The organism is Pseudomonas sp. Marseille-QA0332, assembly GCF_054950175.1.
In genome coordinates, this window is record NZ_CM143106.1 from 2829635 (window position 1) to 2845562 (window position 15928).

A 15928-nucleotide genomic window follows, 5' to 3' on the forward strand; every position below is an offset into this window, starting at 1 on the left:
TGACTATCGGAGAATCACCATGTTGCCCCGTCTCGTCCTGCTGTCGCTTGCCCTGCTGCTTGCCGCCTGTGCAGGCACCAACGTAACCCAGGATTTCGATGCCAGTCGCGATTTCGCGGCGTACCGCAGCTGGGCCTGGCGAGAGCCGGCCTTGCAGTACCGACCGGATGACCCGCGGATCAAGAGCGACCTGACCGAGCAACGTATTCGCCAGGCCGTCGCCGGGCAGCTCGACCAGCGCGGCCTGCGCCCGGTGCAAGGCGGTGCCAGGCCTGACGTGACGGTACGGGCCTACCTAGTGGTGGAGGACCGCCAGCAGCAGATCACCACCAATTACGGCGGCGCCTGGGGTGGCTACTGGGGCGGCTATTGGGGCGGGCCGATGTACAACGAGACGCGCAGCGTGGACTACAAGGTCGCCACCCTCCAGGTCGACCTGTTCGACGGCCGCGATGGCAAGCTAGTCTGGCGCGGCAGTGCCGAGCAGATCATGAACAGTTATCCACCTAGTCCGCAGGAGCGCAACAGCGCCATTCAGAAGACCGTTGCCCAGCTGATGGCCAACTATCCGCCGCGCTGAGGCATGTCCATCGGGGCCGGGCGGTGCATTTTGCCGTACCTTGCGAGCCCGCTCGGCCGATTCCGTCTACCCTGAAAAGAGAGCCTTCAAGGCGGTATGGATCAGCTCGATGAACAGGATGGCGATCGGTCGATGCAAAGCATTGTTCTCTTGATGTGGCTTGCCTTGTGCAGCGAACAGGACATTCGCCAGCGCAGGATCGCGGATACCTTGACCATGGGCGTGGCGGCGGGCGCACTGGCCTGGCTGTTCTGCACCGGACGCACCTGGCTCGGGGCCGAGTCCAGCGATGCCGGTTGGGGCCTGGCCATCGTCATGCTGCTCACGCTGCCTGGCTACCTGCTCGGTCGCTTCGCGGCTGGCGACGTCAAGCTGCTCGGTGCGCTGGCCTTGGCGACCAGCCATGAATACGTGCTGGGCACCTTCATTGGCGCGGGATTGACCGTGCTGCTGTGGATCCTCGGTCGCCGGCGCTTGTGGAGCCTGCTCAGCCCCAGGCTGAAAAAGCGCCTGCAGCGCCTGCTCGAGGAGCTGGGTGACCGGCAGCCCTTTGCGCCCTACGTGTTGACAGGGTTTTTGCTGGCGGCCCTGTGGCTCCAATGAGCGCGCGCTGGTCGACAGTCTTGTAATTTTTCCTGTATTGAGGTTATGTCCTGCACAGCGCGGCTGGCATGGAAGCAGTATCCGTTCAACAGGGAGTCGAATGTGGGCAAGTCCGTCAGTGAAGTGAAAGTGCTGATCATCGATGATCGGCATCGGGTGGTCGAGGCGTTGGCCGGTTTTCTCGAAAGCAACGGCTACGCCTGCGTGCAGGCCGCTGACAGTGCGCAAGGCATCGCCTCGTACCAGGCCGATCCGCATATCGGGCTGGTGATCTGCGCCTTGCAGCCTGCCGATGAAGGCGCCGCCGCGCTGATCCAGGCGCTCAGGCGGGTCGGGGGCGGCCAGCGGGTCTTCGAGGCCATCATGCTGGCCGATGCCGCCAACGAAGCGCGCGTGCTCGAGGCCATGCGTGCCGGCTTCGCCGACTACTATCAATGCCCGCCGGATTTCCAGGAACTGCTGGCGGCCGTGGGCCGACAGGAACGCGCCATCCTGGAGCGACACAGCGGCTTCCAGGAGCTCGGTCGCCTGAATCGACGCCTGCAGGAACTGGCCAGTTGCGTCGAAGACCTCTACCACGACCTGGAACGGGCGCGGGGTCAGGGCGGCTACCGTCGCGCCGGTGACCTACCCCTGGAACCCGGCCCCGAGCAATGCTCCGCGATCTTCGACAAGCTCTCGCCGCGCCAGCTCGAAGTGGCCAGGCTGGTCGGCCAGGGCAAGACCAACTACCAGATCGCCTGCGACCTGGGCATCACCGAGAATACCGTCAAGCTCTACGTTTCCCAGGTCCTTCGGCTGACGCACATGCATAACAGGACCCAACTGGCCCTGGCACTCGCTCCGGGCTCATCGCCCATCCATCGCCGCCTGGCCAGCCACTGAGGCTGCCGGGCGCCTCAGTCGACGACCCGGAACTCCACCCGGGCCGTTTCGCCGCTATCGTCCAGCACGCTGAGTTCGAAGCGCCCTTCATGCTCGAAGCGTACCGGCAGCGCTTGCTGGTTGCGTGTCTCTCCCAGCGGCCGGCCATCGAGGAACCACCAGCGCTGGCCGTTGCCACCCAGCGCCGACACTTGCAGCTGCAAAGGCTCGCTGCTGGCGCTCGGCCGCTGGAGACGGTCCCCGTTGCGCACGCCGACGATCGACATCGGAGCCGCCACGTTCGGCCTGGCTGGTGGACAGCTCGGATCTACCGCCGGCAGCCGTGAAGCACGCCGTTCGGCACCCGGCAGCCAGGGTTCCAAGGGCGCCGGCCACAGCGCGACCACGCGACGCCGGGCGCCGGGACAGCCTTGTTCGACCCGCAGCCCGTTGGCGTTGACCCATAGGCTTTCCGTCAACCCCAGGCCGAGCGGCTGGTCCGCCGCCTGCAGCGTAGGTGGCGTGGTGCCGTCGAGGGTCCAGGCGAAGCGCTGGCGGCGACAGTTCGGGTCGCTGCGTTCCAGGGGTTGCCCCTGCGGCCAGCAGATCGCCGCCACGCCCACGCTTGCCGGCTTGCGCAGCACCGGCGCGGCGATTCCGCGCTGGCTGTCGCGACTGCTGAGCAGATCGTGCACCTGCAACATCAGCGGTGCCGCCGAAGCCAAACCGAACTGACCGGCCACCGGCGTGCCATCGGGGCGGCCAATCCATACCCCGATCAAGTAGCGCGGGCCCACGCCGATCGACCAGGCATCCCTGAAGCCGTAGCTGGTCCCGGTCTTCCAGGCCAGTGGCGGGCGCTGTACCAGCTCGGCATGCGGGTCCAGCTCTGGGCGAGCCTGCCCGGCCAGTATCCGCCGCACGATCCAGGCCGAACCCGGCGACAGCAAGCGTCGCTGTTGCAAAGGCGCATCGGGCTGCAGGCGAATCCTGGCGGCATTGCCATCGCGCGCCAGCGCCGCGTAGCCTCCGACCAGGTCTTCCAGGCGGCTGCCAGCGCCGCCGAGGATCAATGACAGGTTCGGCTCGGCCAGCGGTGGCAGAGCCAGTGGCAAGCCGGCCATTCGCAGCTGTGCGGCGAAGCGCTTCGGACCGTAGGCCTCCAGCAGCTGCACGGCCGGCAGGTTGAGCGAAAGCGCCAGTGCCGAGCTGGCCGAGACCGGACCACTGAAACCCATGGAGAAATTGCCGGGACGATAGTCGCCATAGCGCCGCGGTACGTCCTGCAGCAGGGACTCGGAATGGATCAGGCCGTCGTCCAGCGCCAGGCCGTACAGGAAAGGCTTGAGCGTCGAGCCTGGCGAGCGCAGCGCCTGCACCATGTCGACGTGGCCGAAGCGCCGTGCGTCGTCCAGGTCGAGCGAGCCCAGATAGGCACGCACCGCCATGGTCCTGGCCTCGACTACCAGCAGCGCGGCGGACGTGCGCTCAGGCAGGCGGGCGCGCCAGCTCAGCAGCAGGTCTTCGAGGCGACGCTGCAAGGCCGCGTCGATGGTGGTGCGGATCAGCGGTGGGCTATCGGCCCGGTTCAGCCTGCGGGCCAGCAGCGGGGCCAGTGCCGGTTCCTGGCGTGGTGCCAGCAGCAAGGGCTCCTCGCGTGCTTCGGCAATCCGCCTGGCTGGCCACACCTGGTATTGGTCAAGGCGTTCCAGGAGCTTGTCGCGGGCGCGGCGGGCACGCTCGGCGTGGCGGTCCGGACGCAGCCGGCTGGGTGCCTGGGGCAGCACGGCCAGCAGCGCCGCCTCGGCAGGCGTCAGTTCCTTGGGCGACTTGCCCAGGTAGGCCCAACTGGCGGCGGCCACGCCCTGCAAGGTGCCGCCGAACGGCGCCCGGTTCAGGTACAGTTGCAGGATCTGGTGCTTGGACAGATGCCACTCCAGCTGCAGCGTGCGCCACATTTGGCGCAGCTTGCCTGGCACGGTCCGGGCATGCGGATCGAGCAGACGCGCCACCTGCATCGACAAGGTACTGCCGCCCGACACCACCCGTCCGCCTCGCAGGTTCAGCCAGGCCGCGCGTGCCAGTGCCAGTGGGTTGATACCCGGATGCTGGTAGAACCAGCGATCCTCGTAGTTCAACAGAGCCTCCAGGTACAGCGGCGAGACCTGTTCCGGGCTGACGGGATAACGCCAGACGCCTTCGGCATCGGCGAACCGCCACAACGGCGTGCCGTCTTCGGCCAGCACCACCCGGGCCAGTCCATCGCTGGGAAGCGGCAGCGGCCAGATCCGGTCGGCCAGCCACAACAGCGCCAACGCCAGCGACAGGCCTGCCAGACAAACCCACGCCCAGCGCGAGCGAACAGCGATGCGGCCTAGCATCGCCTGCCCTCGACTGGGGAACCGAAGCGACCGGCAGATGGCCAAAGCCTTGGCAACGGCAGCGACGCCGGTACCCTGATCAGGATACGACTATGCATGTAGAAGGCTTTTTCGAATGGCTGGGCCAGGCGCTGGGCTCGTTGATCCGCATCATCGTCGATGCCCTGAGCGGCCTGTTCAATGTGCTGGCCAACGCCGGCGGCAACTTCATCGACGGCTTGTCGCGGACCTTGGGCATGGACACCTCGCTGATCAGCATCCTGGCGCTGATCGTCGGCCTGGCGCTGCTGTATTCGGCGGTGCGCGCCTTCATGCGCGCCTCGGTCATTCTGGGAATCATCTGGCTGCTGCTGGGATTGTGGGTATTGAGCTGGGTCGTCCACTGAGATGCCGGCCCGGCGCCAACCGGCAGGCAGGCGCTGGGGCCGGACCCGTGGGCCCGGCCCCGGCTTCGCTCAACGGCCCTTGACCACCATCTGCCCTTGCGTCTCGCCAATGGCCTGCAGGTTGGGCCGGTACATCGACTCCACCTGTGGCGGTGGAACCTGGTAGACACCCGGAGTCACTGCCCGCGCCAGGTACAGCAAGTGGGTAGTGCCATAGCTGTCCAGCTTGAGCGCCGCCACATACCGGTCGTCGCGAAACTCCTGGTGCACCAGGTTGGCATTCTGCATCGCCTCTCGCCACTCCTTCACCGCGCTGCTGGCGGCATCCAGGCTGGCAGCGCTCTGCGCCAGGTTCTGGTTTTCCAGCTCCAGGCCCGCTGGCAGCAAGTCCACGACCAGCGCGTCAGGCACCAGAGTCCTGGCCCGCAGCGCCAGGTGCACCAGTACCAGGTCGCCGCTGCGCAGGTTGCCCAGATCCAGCGGCCGTCCTTGCAGGGTCAGGTAGTCGCGACGGATCTCCAGGCCATTGCTGCTGGCCGGCGGTGCCTGGCGTGGATAGCCGGAAAGGGTCAGTTGCTGATACAGCGTTTCGCCGCTCTGCTTGCGCACCACCAGCGGTGAAGCCAGGGCCGACCCTTCGAGCTCGAGGCCCGACTGGGTGTCGCTCAGCGCTCGTGTTTCGCTACCGCTATCGAGTTGCGCCTGCCACTTGCCTTGCGGCTTGCCCAGCAGGCCGCGACCGGCCAGGAACAAGGCATTGCGCTCCTGGGTGGAGAGCCAGCGATTGGCGGCCAGTTCGTCGGACAGCGCGAACAGGCGCTGGTCGAGCTGCTTGCCGGCCAGGTCATTTTCCTGCAGCAGGGCCAGGATCAGCGCCTGGTCGCGCAGGGCACTGCCGTAGTCGGCCAGCCAGCCGTCGCTGCGCGGCACGCTCAGGCCCGCCTGCAAGGCCTGTTGCGCCCGGGGCTTGTCGCCCATCTGGTCCAGGGCGATGGCCAGCTGCACCAGCGGCAGGCCGGAGCGGGCATCGGCGCGCCGCTCGAACAGACTGCGCAGGGCGCCGAGCGGTGCCTGCTGGCTACGCGCCAGGACCAGTCCGGCATAGGCCTGCACGGCGAACCGGGTGTGCTCGATGTCCTGGCTGGCATCGGCCTCGATCAGGTTGCGTTCCTGCACGTAGCGCAACAACCGCTCGCTGGCTTTCTTCAACGCCTCGGCCGGCACTGCGTAGCCTTGCTCACGAGCTCGCAGCAGGAAGTCGGTGGCATACGCGGTCAGCCAGTATTCCTCGTCGCCGTCGGCGCTCCACAGGCCGAAGCTGCCGTTGTAGCGTTGCATGCCGAGCATGTGCTCGATGCCCATTTCGATCTTGCGCTTGCGTGCCTGCTCCGGTTCGCCCTTGATGCCAAGGCGCGCGAGGCTTTCGGCATCGGCGTAGAGCGAGGGGTACAGGCCGCTGGTGGTCTGCTCCAGGCAGCCGTATGGGTAGGCTTCCAGCGCGCGGATCTGTTCGGCCAGGTTCAACGGCGGGCGGCTCGACAAGGCCAGGCTCGCTTGCAGGCCGGCAGGCTCGAAGGCGGCCAGGTCCGCCTCGGGCAACATCCACGGCTGGTCGGTCAGGGCGACGCGGTAGTGCTTGAGCATGGCCGGATAAGCCGGACGCACGCCAAGCGTCCACTCCCGCTCGAACGCACCAGCAGCCTCGCCCGGCAGGTTCAGGCCATCGACCCGTACGCGCACCTTGCCCTGGCCCAGGCCGCCACGCGCCTGTACCGGGACCATGAGGGTGATGCGCTGGCCCTTGGCCAGGGTCACCTGACGCTGCCCGCCCTCGGCAAGTTCCAGCTGGCCTTCGGCGCTGGTCTGGACGGTCAGCTGCTGAGGTTGACCGGACAGGTTGGCCAAATCCAGGGCCAGGTTGGTGCGGTCGCCACCGGCCAAGAAACGTGGCGCCGACAGCTCGGCGATCAGCGGCGCGGCGACCACGGTCTTGGCTTCGGCCATGCCGAACTGCTCGTCGGTCCAGGCTTGCGCCATCAGGCGCAGCTCGCCGTTGAAGTCGGGTATGTCCACGCTGACCTCGCCCTCGCCCTTTTCATCCAGGGTCACTGGCAGGCTTTGCCGGGCGACGATGGTCACGCTGGTATTGGGTCGCTTGCCACCCTTGGCCATGGCCGCGTCGCCACCGAATGCCAGGCTGGCCAGGCGGCCCTGGCCGGCTTCGATCAACTGCCCGTAGATATCCAGCTGGTCGACACCATAAGCCTTGCGGCCGAACAGGCTGGCGAAAGGATCCGGGGTCTTGAAGTCGGTGATGTTGAGAATCCCGGCATCCACCGCCGCCAGCAGCACATGCGCCTGCCGTGGCGTACTGCCATCGGCATTGCTGGCCTTGAACTTCACGGTCAACGGCTGTTTGGGGCGCATCTTGTCCGGCGCCTGGATGCTCAGGTCCAGCTTGCGCCCGGCGCGGTCCAGGGGCAGGTGCAGAATGCCCACCGCGCGCTTGGGCGTGGCATTGGCCTTGCGGTCTCCGGGACGGATCACCAAGGCGCTGACATACAGGTCGTGGCGTGCCCACTTGCGGTCCAGCTGCACCTCGAAGGTCTTGCCTTCGGCGGGCACCTCGATTTCCTGCCACCACAGCGGGCCGTCGCTGGACTCGATCATCAGGTAACCGCTGCCGGCCGCAGGCGGGGTGACGGTGACCTGGGCGCTGGCACCGTCGGCATAGGCGGGCTTGTCCAGCGCCAGCTTGACCTGGTCGGGACGCACAGCGCCGCCATCGGCGTTGTCCTGGGCGCGGTAGCCGGCCCAGAAGCGTTCGCTGCTGATCAGGCCGGTCTCGGGGTCCTCGACCTCGACCCGGTACGGGCCCCACTCGACCGGGAAGTCGAGCTTGGCGGTGCCACCGGCCTGGATGCTCAGGCTCTGCTCGCTCTGGGTCAGGAACTTCTCGTTGTAGTCGTAGCTCCAGCCATCGCTCTGCGAGTAGTTCCAATAGTAGTCGCGACGCTCGCGGATCAGGCGGACCTTGAGGTTCTCGGCAGCCAGCTTGTGTCCTTGGCGGTCGGCCACCAGGAACTCGAAGCTGACCGGCGCATCGCCGTCGGTTTCGTCGCCCTCGAACAGACCGCGCAGGCCAGGCAACCGCTCGGCCGGCCAGATTGGCTGCTCCAGGCGCCGGGTGATCGGCCTGCCACCGGACTCCTGCAGACTGGCCTGGACGGTGAGCAGCAGCGGCGAACGGGCTTCGGTCCAACGGCTGTCGATGTCCAGGGTGGCCTTGCCGGCCTTGTCGAGGGTGACTTCGTCCAGTTCCAGGTCCTGGCTCAGGTCGGCCTCGGTGACCGAGCCGAACTGGTACCCGGGCAAGGCCTCGACCGCTTCGCGCAATGGCCGCACGTAGGCTTGCCCGCCCAGCCGGTTGCCCGCCGCCGGGGCGCCATACAGGTAGCGCCCTGCGACCTGGATGCGGGCAGTTTCGTCCGGCCCCAGCGGCACTTCGCTGCCCTTGAGTTCCAGCGCCAGGCGCTCGGGCAGGAAGTCCTCGACGAGGAACTCCTGCACCTGCTGGCGCCCGCCGCCCAGGTCGATCAGCAGCTGCCAGCGTCCGGTCGGCGCCTCGCCAGCCAGCTGCAACTGGTACTGGTACAAGCCGTTGGCATCGGCCTCCCAGAGGAACTTGCGACTGACCTGGCCATCGGGACGACGCACTTCCACGTTGACCGGCTGGGCATTGACCGGCTTGCCATCCTGGTCGCGCAACAGACCATTGAGCAGCACGGTCTCGCCAGGGCGGTACAGGTCGCGTGGGCCGAACACGAAGAACTGCAGCGGGTTGGCCGCAGCCCCGGTGATGTCGAACTCGGCCAGGTCGAGCGCGGCGCTCCCCAGGCGCAGCAGCGTGGTGTTGCTACCCTGGGTGGCGATCAAGGTATCTGCCTTGGGGGTGATCGGCAGCTGGCCATGCCCGGCGCCGTCGGTGCTGGCCTGGGCCAGCAGCTTGCCCTTGTCGTCACGCAGCTCCAGCTTGACCTCGCTCAGCGCCTTGCCGCCTTCCAACGCCTGAGCGAACACATCCAGGCGATCGCGGTAGCGGTGCGCCGAGACCCCGATGTCACTGAGCGTGAAGAGCGTCGCCGGCTGCGAATAATCGTAGGTGCCCGAGGCGCGCATCACCGCCAGGTACACACCCGGCGCCTGCAGCGGCTTGATCCCGGCGATTGGCAACAGCACGGTTTCGCGGGTATTGCGCGCTGGCGACAGCTCGAAGCGACCGCTGTAGACCAGCTCGGTCAGGTCGAGCAGTTCCTTGGACTGATAGTATTCCAGGCTGCTGTTGCGTCCCCAGTTGGCCAGGAAGGTCGACAGGGTGTCTGGCTTGATGCGGAAGAACTCCACATCGACCTTGTCGACGTTGAGCGCGATGACCGGCAGGCCCTCCGCCAGTCGCGTGGGCAACAGCGAGCCGCGGCTGGCGAAGCCAACGGTGGCCTGCATGTCGCGCGTCTCCAGGCGAGTGACCGACTCCTCGGCCAGGCGCTTGCCATTGACCGCCAGCAGCCCGGATTCGACGGTCAGGACCAGTTTGCGCCGAGGTTCCAGATGGCGCAGGCGTAGCTCCATCTGGTTGTCGGAGAGTTCCCAGGCGCCGTCGAGCTTGCCCTTGAGCGTGTCCACCAGGTGTACCTTGGCGGCAAAATCCTGCTCGGCATCCAAGGGCGCCGAGAAGCTGATCGACAGGGTGCTGGCACCGTCGAGCTGGACTTCCGAGACGTCCAGCACAGTGAGTTCGCGATCGGCATAGCGCTTGGCCAGCAGTGCCGGATCCTCGCGCTTGGGCGCCGGAGCCGCGGCTTGCGGCGTGGCAGGCTTGGACGCGGCGGTCTTGTCCGGCGTCGCGGAATCGCAGGCAGCGAGCAGCGCCAGAGCGCAGGCCAGCAACAGTCCTTTGTCGAGCATGGGGGAAACTCTTCGGCAGCGTGTTCGTGAGGGCGCCAACTATAGCGCAACGGCAAGCGTTATGGCGCATCGACAGCAGGCGGGACGAAACGCGCCCGGTGCCAGTGGCACGTCCGCTACAATACCGCCTTGCCACAGGAGCCCGCATGTCACTTCTTCGCGCCGACTGGCGTGACCGCGCCACCCACCGCAAGGTCTGGGGGCTGGCCGCGCCAATGATTCTCTCGAATGTTTCCGTGCCGCTGGTCGCGCTGGTGGACAGCACCGTCATCGGGCATCTGCCGCATGCCCACCAACTGGGCGCGGTGGCCGTCGGCGCCACCTTGTTCACCTTCATCGTCGGCCTGATGGGTTTCCTGCGCATGGGTTCCACAGGCTTCGCCGCCCAGGCCGCCGGGCGCGCCGATGGCGCCGCACTTCGCCAGGTGCTGGTCCAGGGCTTGCTGCTGGCTTTGTTCTTCGCGAGTGTGATCGCGATACTGGCCGCGCCCTTCAGCCGGCTGGCCCTGCACCTGATGCAGCCGAGCCTGGCGCTGCATCAGGCCACCGAAACGTTTTTCCAGACCCGTCTGCTCGGCCTGCCGGCCGCGCTGGCCAGCTACGCGCTGGTCGGCTGGTTCCTTGGCATGCAGAACGCCCGTGCACCGCTGGTCATCCTGCTGGTCGCCAACCTGTCGAACGTCGTGCTCAACCTGTGGTTCGTGCTCGGCCTGGACTGGGGCGTGCTCGGCTCGGCACGGGCCTCGGTGATCGCCGAATGGAGCGCCGCCCTGCTCGGCCTGGCATTGACCCGCCCGGCACTGCGAGCCTATCCCGGGCGCATGGCCTGGGCTGCCCTCGGGCGCTGGTCGGCCTGGCGTCCCTTGCTTGGCGTGAACCGCGACATCTTCCTGCGCAGCCTGGCCTTGCAACTGGTGTTCCTGCTGGTGGCCCTGCAAGGTGCGCGGCTAGGAGAAGCGACGGTGGCGGCCAATGCCCTGCTGCTCAATGGCCTGATGCTCACGGCCTATGCCCTGGACGGCCTGGCCCACGCCGTCGAGGCGCTATGCGGCCACGCGATCGGCGCTGGCGATCGCCAGATACTGCGTCGTTCGCTGGTGATTTCCGGTAGCTGGTCACTGATCGTGAGCACAGGCTTCGCCCTGCTGTTCCTTGTCGCCGGCCACCTGTTCATCGACCTGCAGACCGACATCGCCGAAGTTCGCGCCGCTGCCTATCCGGCCCTGCCCTACCTGGCCTTGCTGCCACTGGTGGCGGTATGGAGCTATCTGCTGGACGGGCTGTTCATCGGTGCTACCCGGGCGCGCGAGATGCGCAACGCCATGCTGTTCAGCGTGCTCCTCGCGCTACCGCTGGCGTGGAGCCTGTCGGGGCTGGGCAATCATGGCCTATGGCTGGCCTTCCTGGGCTTCATGGCCTTGCGCGCGGTAACGCTCGGCTGGACAGGCTGGCGCCTGCAGCGAGCCGATGGCTGGATGGCAGGCGCGCCAGTCCGTCACCCCGGACAGTGACTCGAGGGCCTGCCCGGCCGCCACAAGGCATGGCCAGGCAGGCCCCGGCCTCAGGAAGAGAGGTAGGAGGAGCGGGTCAGGCCCAGCCGCAGCGCGTCCAGGTACTGGGTCCGCTCCCGTGCGCTGATGCTGGCGCTGGCGACCTTGTCGCGGTAGTGGGTCATCAGCTCTTCCGGCGACAGATGCACGTAGCGCAGCATGTCCTCGATGGTGTCGTGCGTCTCGATACCGGCGTGATACACGCTGCCATCGGCGTTCTGGTAGATGTTCACCGAGTCGGTGTCGCCAAACAGGTTATGCATGTCACCGAGAATTTCCTGGTAGGCGCCCACCAGGAAGATGCCCAGCAGGTAGTCCTCGCCTTCGCGCACGGCATGCACCGGCAGGCTGGTCTCGATGCTCTGCTCGTCGACGTACTGGTTGATCTTGCCGTCGGAGTCGCAGGTCAGGTCCTGCAGCACCGCCCGACGCATCGGTTCCTCGTCCAGGCGATGCAGCGGCAGGATCGGCAGCACCTGGCCGATCGCCCAGGTATCGGGCAGGCTCTGGAACACCGAGAAATTGCAGATGTACTTGTCGGCCAGCTTGTCGTTGAGCTCGTCGAGCACCTGGCGATGCGAGCGCTGGCGCGCCTTGAGCGAATTGTACAGGCGCCGGCAGACGGCGAAGTAGCACTGTTCGGCCAGGGCCTTTTCCGCCAGGCTGACCTTGCCGTCGGCATATTGCGCGGCCACGTCGCTGATGTAGTGGGTGGCGCGCCAGTAGGTCTCGGTGACCATCTCGATGTCGGTCGGCCCGAGCAGGTCGACCAGCCATTGCACGGTTTCCGGCAGACTTTGCTTGTTCTCGATGGTCGGCACCTGGTCATTGTGCCGCTCGACGTCGGTGACCTGCACCACCAGCATGGCATGGTGCGCGGTCAGGGCGCGGCCGCTTTCGGAGAAGATGTGCGGATGCGGCAGCCCCTGGGCGTCGCAGAATTCCTTGAGCATGCCCACCACTACGGCAGCGTACTCGTCGATGTCGTAGTTGATCGAACTGGCATTGCGCGAGTGGGTACCGTCATAGTCCACGCCCAGGCCGCCACCGACGTCGATATGGTCGACCGGCAGGCCCAGCGCACGCAGCTCGCCGTAATAGCGGATGGCCTCCTTGAAACCGTGCTGGTAGTCAGCCAGGTTGGCGATCTGCGAGCCCATGTGGAAATGCAGCAGGCGCACGCCGTTGTCCAGCCCGGCCTCGCGGAACCGCTGCACCACCGACAGCAGCTGCGCGGCCGACAGGCCGAACTTGGACTTTTCCCCGCCCGTGTCGGCCCACTTGCTCGACGCCAGGGAGGACAGGCGCACGCGCAGGCCCACCTGCGGCTTGACCTTGAGTTCGGTCGCCTCCTCGATCACCAGGGCGACCTCGGACTCCTTCTCGATGACGATGAACACGTTGTGCCCGAGCTTCTGCCCCATCAGCGCCAGACGGATGAACTCACGATCCTTGTAGCCGTTGCAGACGATGGTGCCGCCCTTGGGCGCCAGCGCCAACACGGCGAGCAGTTCGGGTTTGGAACCGGCTTCCAGGCCGATCGAGACATTCTGGGTGGCGATGATGTTCTCGACCACGGCTTCCTGCTGGTTGACCTTGATCGGATACAGCGCGGTGTATCGACTCTGGTACTCCAGGCGCGCGATGTTGGCGTCGAACGCGCCGGTCAGCTGGCGCACCCGATCCTGCAGGATGTCGGGGAAGCGCACCAGCAACGGCAGGGACAGGCCACTCTTGCGTAGCTCGTCGACCTGTTCGTAGAGGTCGATCGGGGCGCTGTCAGGCCCATTGGGGCGTACTTCGACACGCCCGGCCTCGTTGATCGCGAAATAACCGGCGCCCCAGTGACGGATCCCGTAGACACTGCGGCTGTCACCGACCGTCCACTGGCTGCCATCGTCTTTGCGTGTGCGTCGTACGGACATTCAAGTCCCCTTTCATGAAGTCGGAAACACCGCCACGCCAGCAGGCGCGCACGGTGCAAGAACTGAAGAATTGACGGTTCCCATGCCAGGGGTAGACCCCGACCACGGAAGCGAGTTTAGAAGCGTCGGCCAGAAGGCGCGGGCAAGGTTCAGCCGCCGGACTTCCTGGCCTTGAAACCTTGCTTGACGAGTTCGGCGATCAGCAGCTCGACATGGTCGCCCTGAATCTCGATGACGCCGTCCTTCAAGGCGCCACCGGTACCGCAACGGCGCTTGAGCACGCTGGCCAGTTCCTTGAGCTGGTCGGCGGGCAACGGTACGCCACTGATCGAGGTGACGGTCTTGCCACCACGCCCCTTGGTCTCGCGGCGGACCCGGGCAATGCCATCGCCCTCGGGGATGAGCGCCTGCCCGCAGTTGCAGGCATCGACCGGCTTGCTGCAGTCGGGACAGTGCCGACCGGCGTCGGTGGAATACACGAGGCCGCCCAGGGCGGCGAAGGATGAGGCTTTCTTGGCCACTTTTGTTCCTCTGGCTGAGGACAAAAACTGGTCGGCACCTGAGCCAGGACCGACCGCGAGGCCCCACTCTGGCAGGGGCGGCGCTACGACCGCAGGTGTTGCGATCGCCCGAAAAGGCCGGGCAGTTTAACGAGATTCCCCGGCATTGCTAAGTAGCGAAATGCGCCATTTCCGGAAACAATCGCGACCTCAGGCCCGGCTGGCCAGGAAACGCTGCAAGGCCACCAGGGAATCAGGACAGTATGGCTGGTGCTGGCTGACAGCCATGACCTGGGACAGGCCGATGAAACACGCCTGGCTGACCTCTTCGGGCTGCAGCCGCAGCGGACCGTCCCAGGTCGCCGAGTACACCGCCGCCCAGAGCCGGTTGCCGGGCTGGTCGAAGAAGAAGGTCTCGTGAAAGCGCAACTCGACGCCCTCGACACCCAGTTCCTCGGACAGCTCGCGTGTCGCGCACTGGTCGTAGTCTTCCGTCGCCGCGACCATGCCGCCGGCAGCCACGTCCCAGTAGCCAGGATACAGGGCCTTGCTCAAGGTGCGCCGATGCACGCACAGCTCCCCTGCTGCGTTGAACAGCAGGATGAAGGTGCAGCGGCCGACCAGGCCCCGTTCGCGCAGCTCGGCGCGTGGCAGCGCACCGAGCAGCTGGTCATGCTCGTCGACCCAGGCCACCCGCTCGGCGTCCGAGGCTGCGCGGTGGGCCAGTTCCCGGGAGTCGAGTCTCATCAGCCTTGCGACAGCAGCTGGCGCAGGTCGATGACGGCGGCGTTGGCCCGCGAAATGTAGTTGGCCATGACCAGCGAATGGTTGGCCCACATGCCGAAGCCGCTGCCATTGAGCACCATCGGGCTCCACAAGGCTTCCTGCGAGGCTTCCAGCTCACGAATGATCTGGCGCACGCTGACCGTCGCGTTCTTCTTGGCCAGCACGTCGGCGAAATCGACCTCGATGGCACGCAGCAGGTGCGACAGTGCCCAGGCCTGGCCACGCGCTTCGTAGAAGACATTGTCGATCTGCAGCCAAGGTGTCTCCACCACTTCCTCATCCACCTGCGGCGCCTGGCCGGCGACCACGGTCTCGGTCTTCAGGTTGCTGTTGAGCTTGACCCGGCCGACGCTGGCCGACAGGCGCTGAGACAGCGAGCCCAGGCGCGTGGCGACATCGCCCAGCCAGTTGTTGAGGTTGTCGGCGCGGGTATAGAAGATGGCCCCCTGGTCGCCAGCGGCCAGGCGCGCCTGGTAGCGGCTCAAGGAACGGATACCTTCCTGGTATTCCGATTCGCTCGACGGCAGGATCCAGCTCTTCTGGTCGAAGTTGAAGCGCGGCTCGGCGCGCGCCAGGTCCGCGTCCTCGGTCGACTGCGACTGGGAACGGGCGAAGTCCTTGCGCAGCGCACGCGCCAGGTCGCGAACCTGGACCAGCACCCCGTACTCCCAGCTCGGCATGTTGTCCATCCACAGTCCCGGCGGGAAACGGTCGTTGGAGATATAGCCGCCGGGCTTGTCCAGCAAGGTGGTGGCGACGCTTTTCAAGGTCTCGATGGTGGTATAGCCGACCACCATCTTCTGCCCGTTGCGCTCGGCGGCCGCCTGGGCACCCTGCTGCACCGGGAACAGGTCCGGCTCCTGGCTCCAGTACCAGCTCAGGCCAATGCACACCAGCAGGTAGAGGCCGATCACGATGCCCAGCGCCTTGCTCCACAAGCCGCCGAGGTAGCTACGGGTAGCGGCGCCCCGCGAATCGACCCGCTCGCGGGGCTCGGCTTCGCCTGTACGGTTTTTCCAGTCCAGCATGGGATTGTCCTTATCAGTCACGACGGTTCAGGGCTTGGACCGCAGGCACGGGTCAGGGTGCCGCGGCAAGCACGGGTCGCTGCACTATAAAACAAGCGAGGCCAGGAAGATAAGCGACCAGCCTGGCCAGTCGCCGTCGCGCCCCAGCTAGACAGGCCGCCCGAGCCGGCGAAGGCCTGTGCGGGCGTGCCAGATCGGCGCGCGCGCAGAGGCTGCAAACCGTCGCCCCGAGCATTGCCAGGGTCGTTCTGGAACCGCCGCAGCGCTGCTTGCCAGCCACCTCGAGCATAAAGGCAAAAAGCCACATTTTTCCCCGATGGGCTGGCTTCGTCATCATCGCGTCACGAAAACGCAATACGG

11 protein-coding genes are annotated in these 15928 nt (G+C 66.4%); 5 read left to right on the forward strand and 6 right to left on the reverse strand.

Going from position 1 to position 15928, the window contains the following annotated elements; genetic code table 11:
- The first annotated feature begins 19 nt into the window (after positions 1-19).
- From ACY8GK_RS13185 to ACY8GK_RS13195, 3 genes are all read left to right on the forward strand, one after another.
- Positions 20-580, forward strand: a complete 561-nt coding sequence (locus ACY8GK_RS13185; RefSeq protein ID WP_462401413.1) for a DUF4136 domain-containing protein — start codon at positions 20-22, stop codon at positions 578-580.
- 132 nt (positions 581-712) lie between these two features.
- Positions 713-1183, forward strand: a complete 471-nt coding sequence (locus tag ACY8GK_RS13190) for a prepilin peptidase (RefSeq protein WP_196176146.1) — start codon at positions 713-715, stop codon at positions 1181-1183.
- Between the two features lie 102 nt (positions 1184-1285).
- The gene (locus tag ACY8GK_RS13195) at positions 1286-2068 is read left to right on the forward strand and encodes a LuxR C-terminal-related transcriptional regulator (RefSeq protein WP_462401414.1); all 783 of its coding nucleotides are present in this window, start codon (positions 1286-1288) and stop codon (positions 2066-2068) included.
- Positions 2069-2082: 14 nt separating this feature from the next.
- Here ACY8GK_RS13195 and pbpC read toward each other — a convergent pair whose 3' ends face one another.
- A complete protein-coding gene (pbpC, locus tag ACY8GK_RS13200) occupies positions 2083-4428 on the reverse strand; it encodes a peptidoglycan glycosyltransferase PbpC (protein ID WP_196176142.1) in 2346 nt (781 codons plus the stop codon).
- Positions 4429-4520: 92 nt separating this feature from the next.
- Here pbpC and ACY8GK_RS13205 point away from each other — a divergent pair, with 92 nt between their 5' ends.
- Positions 4521-4814 carry a hypothetical protein gene (locus ACY8GK_RS13205; RefSeq protein ID WP_196176141.1) on the forward strand — a complete coding sequence of 98 codons (294 nt, stop codon included), beginning with the start codon at positions 4521-4523 and terminating at the stop codon, positions 4812-4814.
- 69 nt (positions 4815-4883) lie between these two features.
- Here the strand turns inward: ACY8GK_RS13205 and ACY8GK_RS13210 are convergent, their stop codons facing one another.
- A complete protein-coding gene (locus tag ACY8GK_RS13210; RefSeq protein ID WP_196176139.1) occupies positions 4884-9779 on the reverse strand; it encodes an alpha-2-macroglobulin family protein in 4896 nt (1631 codons plus the stop codon).
- A gap of 146 nt (positions 9780-9925) precedes the next feature.
- Between ACY8GK_RS13210 and ACY8GK_RS13215 the strand changes: the two genes are divergently transcribed.
- Positions 9926-11290, forward strand: a complete 1365-nt coding sequence (locus ACY8GK_RS13215; protein ID WP_462401415.1) for an MATE family efflux transporter — start codon at positions 9926-9928, stop codon at positions 11288-11290.
- A 50-nt stretch (positions 11291-11340) separates the two neighbouring features.
- On the opposite strand, the gene speA is transcribed toward ACY8GK_RS13215, so the two are convergent.
- From speA to ACY8GK_RS13235, 4 genes are all read right to left on the reverse strand, one after another.
- Positions 11341-13254, reverse strand: a complete 1914-nt coding sequence (gene speA / locus ACY8GK_RS13220) for an arginine decarboxylase (RefSeq protein ID WP_196176135.1) — start codon at positions 13252-13254, stop codon at positions 11341-11343.
- A 149-nt stretch (positions 13255-13403) separates the two neighbouring features.
- Positions 13404-13775: a translation initiation factor Sui1 gene (locus tag ACY8GK_RS13225; RefSeq protein ID WP_462401416.1), complete on the reverse strand. Its 372-nt coding sequence runs from the start codon at positions 13773-13775 to the stop codon at positions 13404-13406.
- Positions 13776-13964: 189 nt separating this feature from the next.
- A complete protein-coding gene (locus tag ACY8GK_RS13230; RefSeq protein WP_462401417.1) occupies positions 13965-14501 on the reverse strand; it encodes an NUDIX hydrolase in 537 nt (178 codons plus the stop codon).
- Complete coding sequence (locus tag ACY8GK_RS13235; protein WP_196176129.1) at positions 14501-15568, reverse strand: DUF2333 family protein; 1068 nt, start codon at positions 15566-15568, stop codon at positions 14501-14503. Before ACY8GK_RS13235 ends, ACY8GK_RS13230 begins: the two co-directional genes overlap by 1 nt.
- Between the last annotated feature and the right edge of the window lie 360 nt (positions 15569-15928).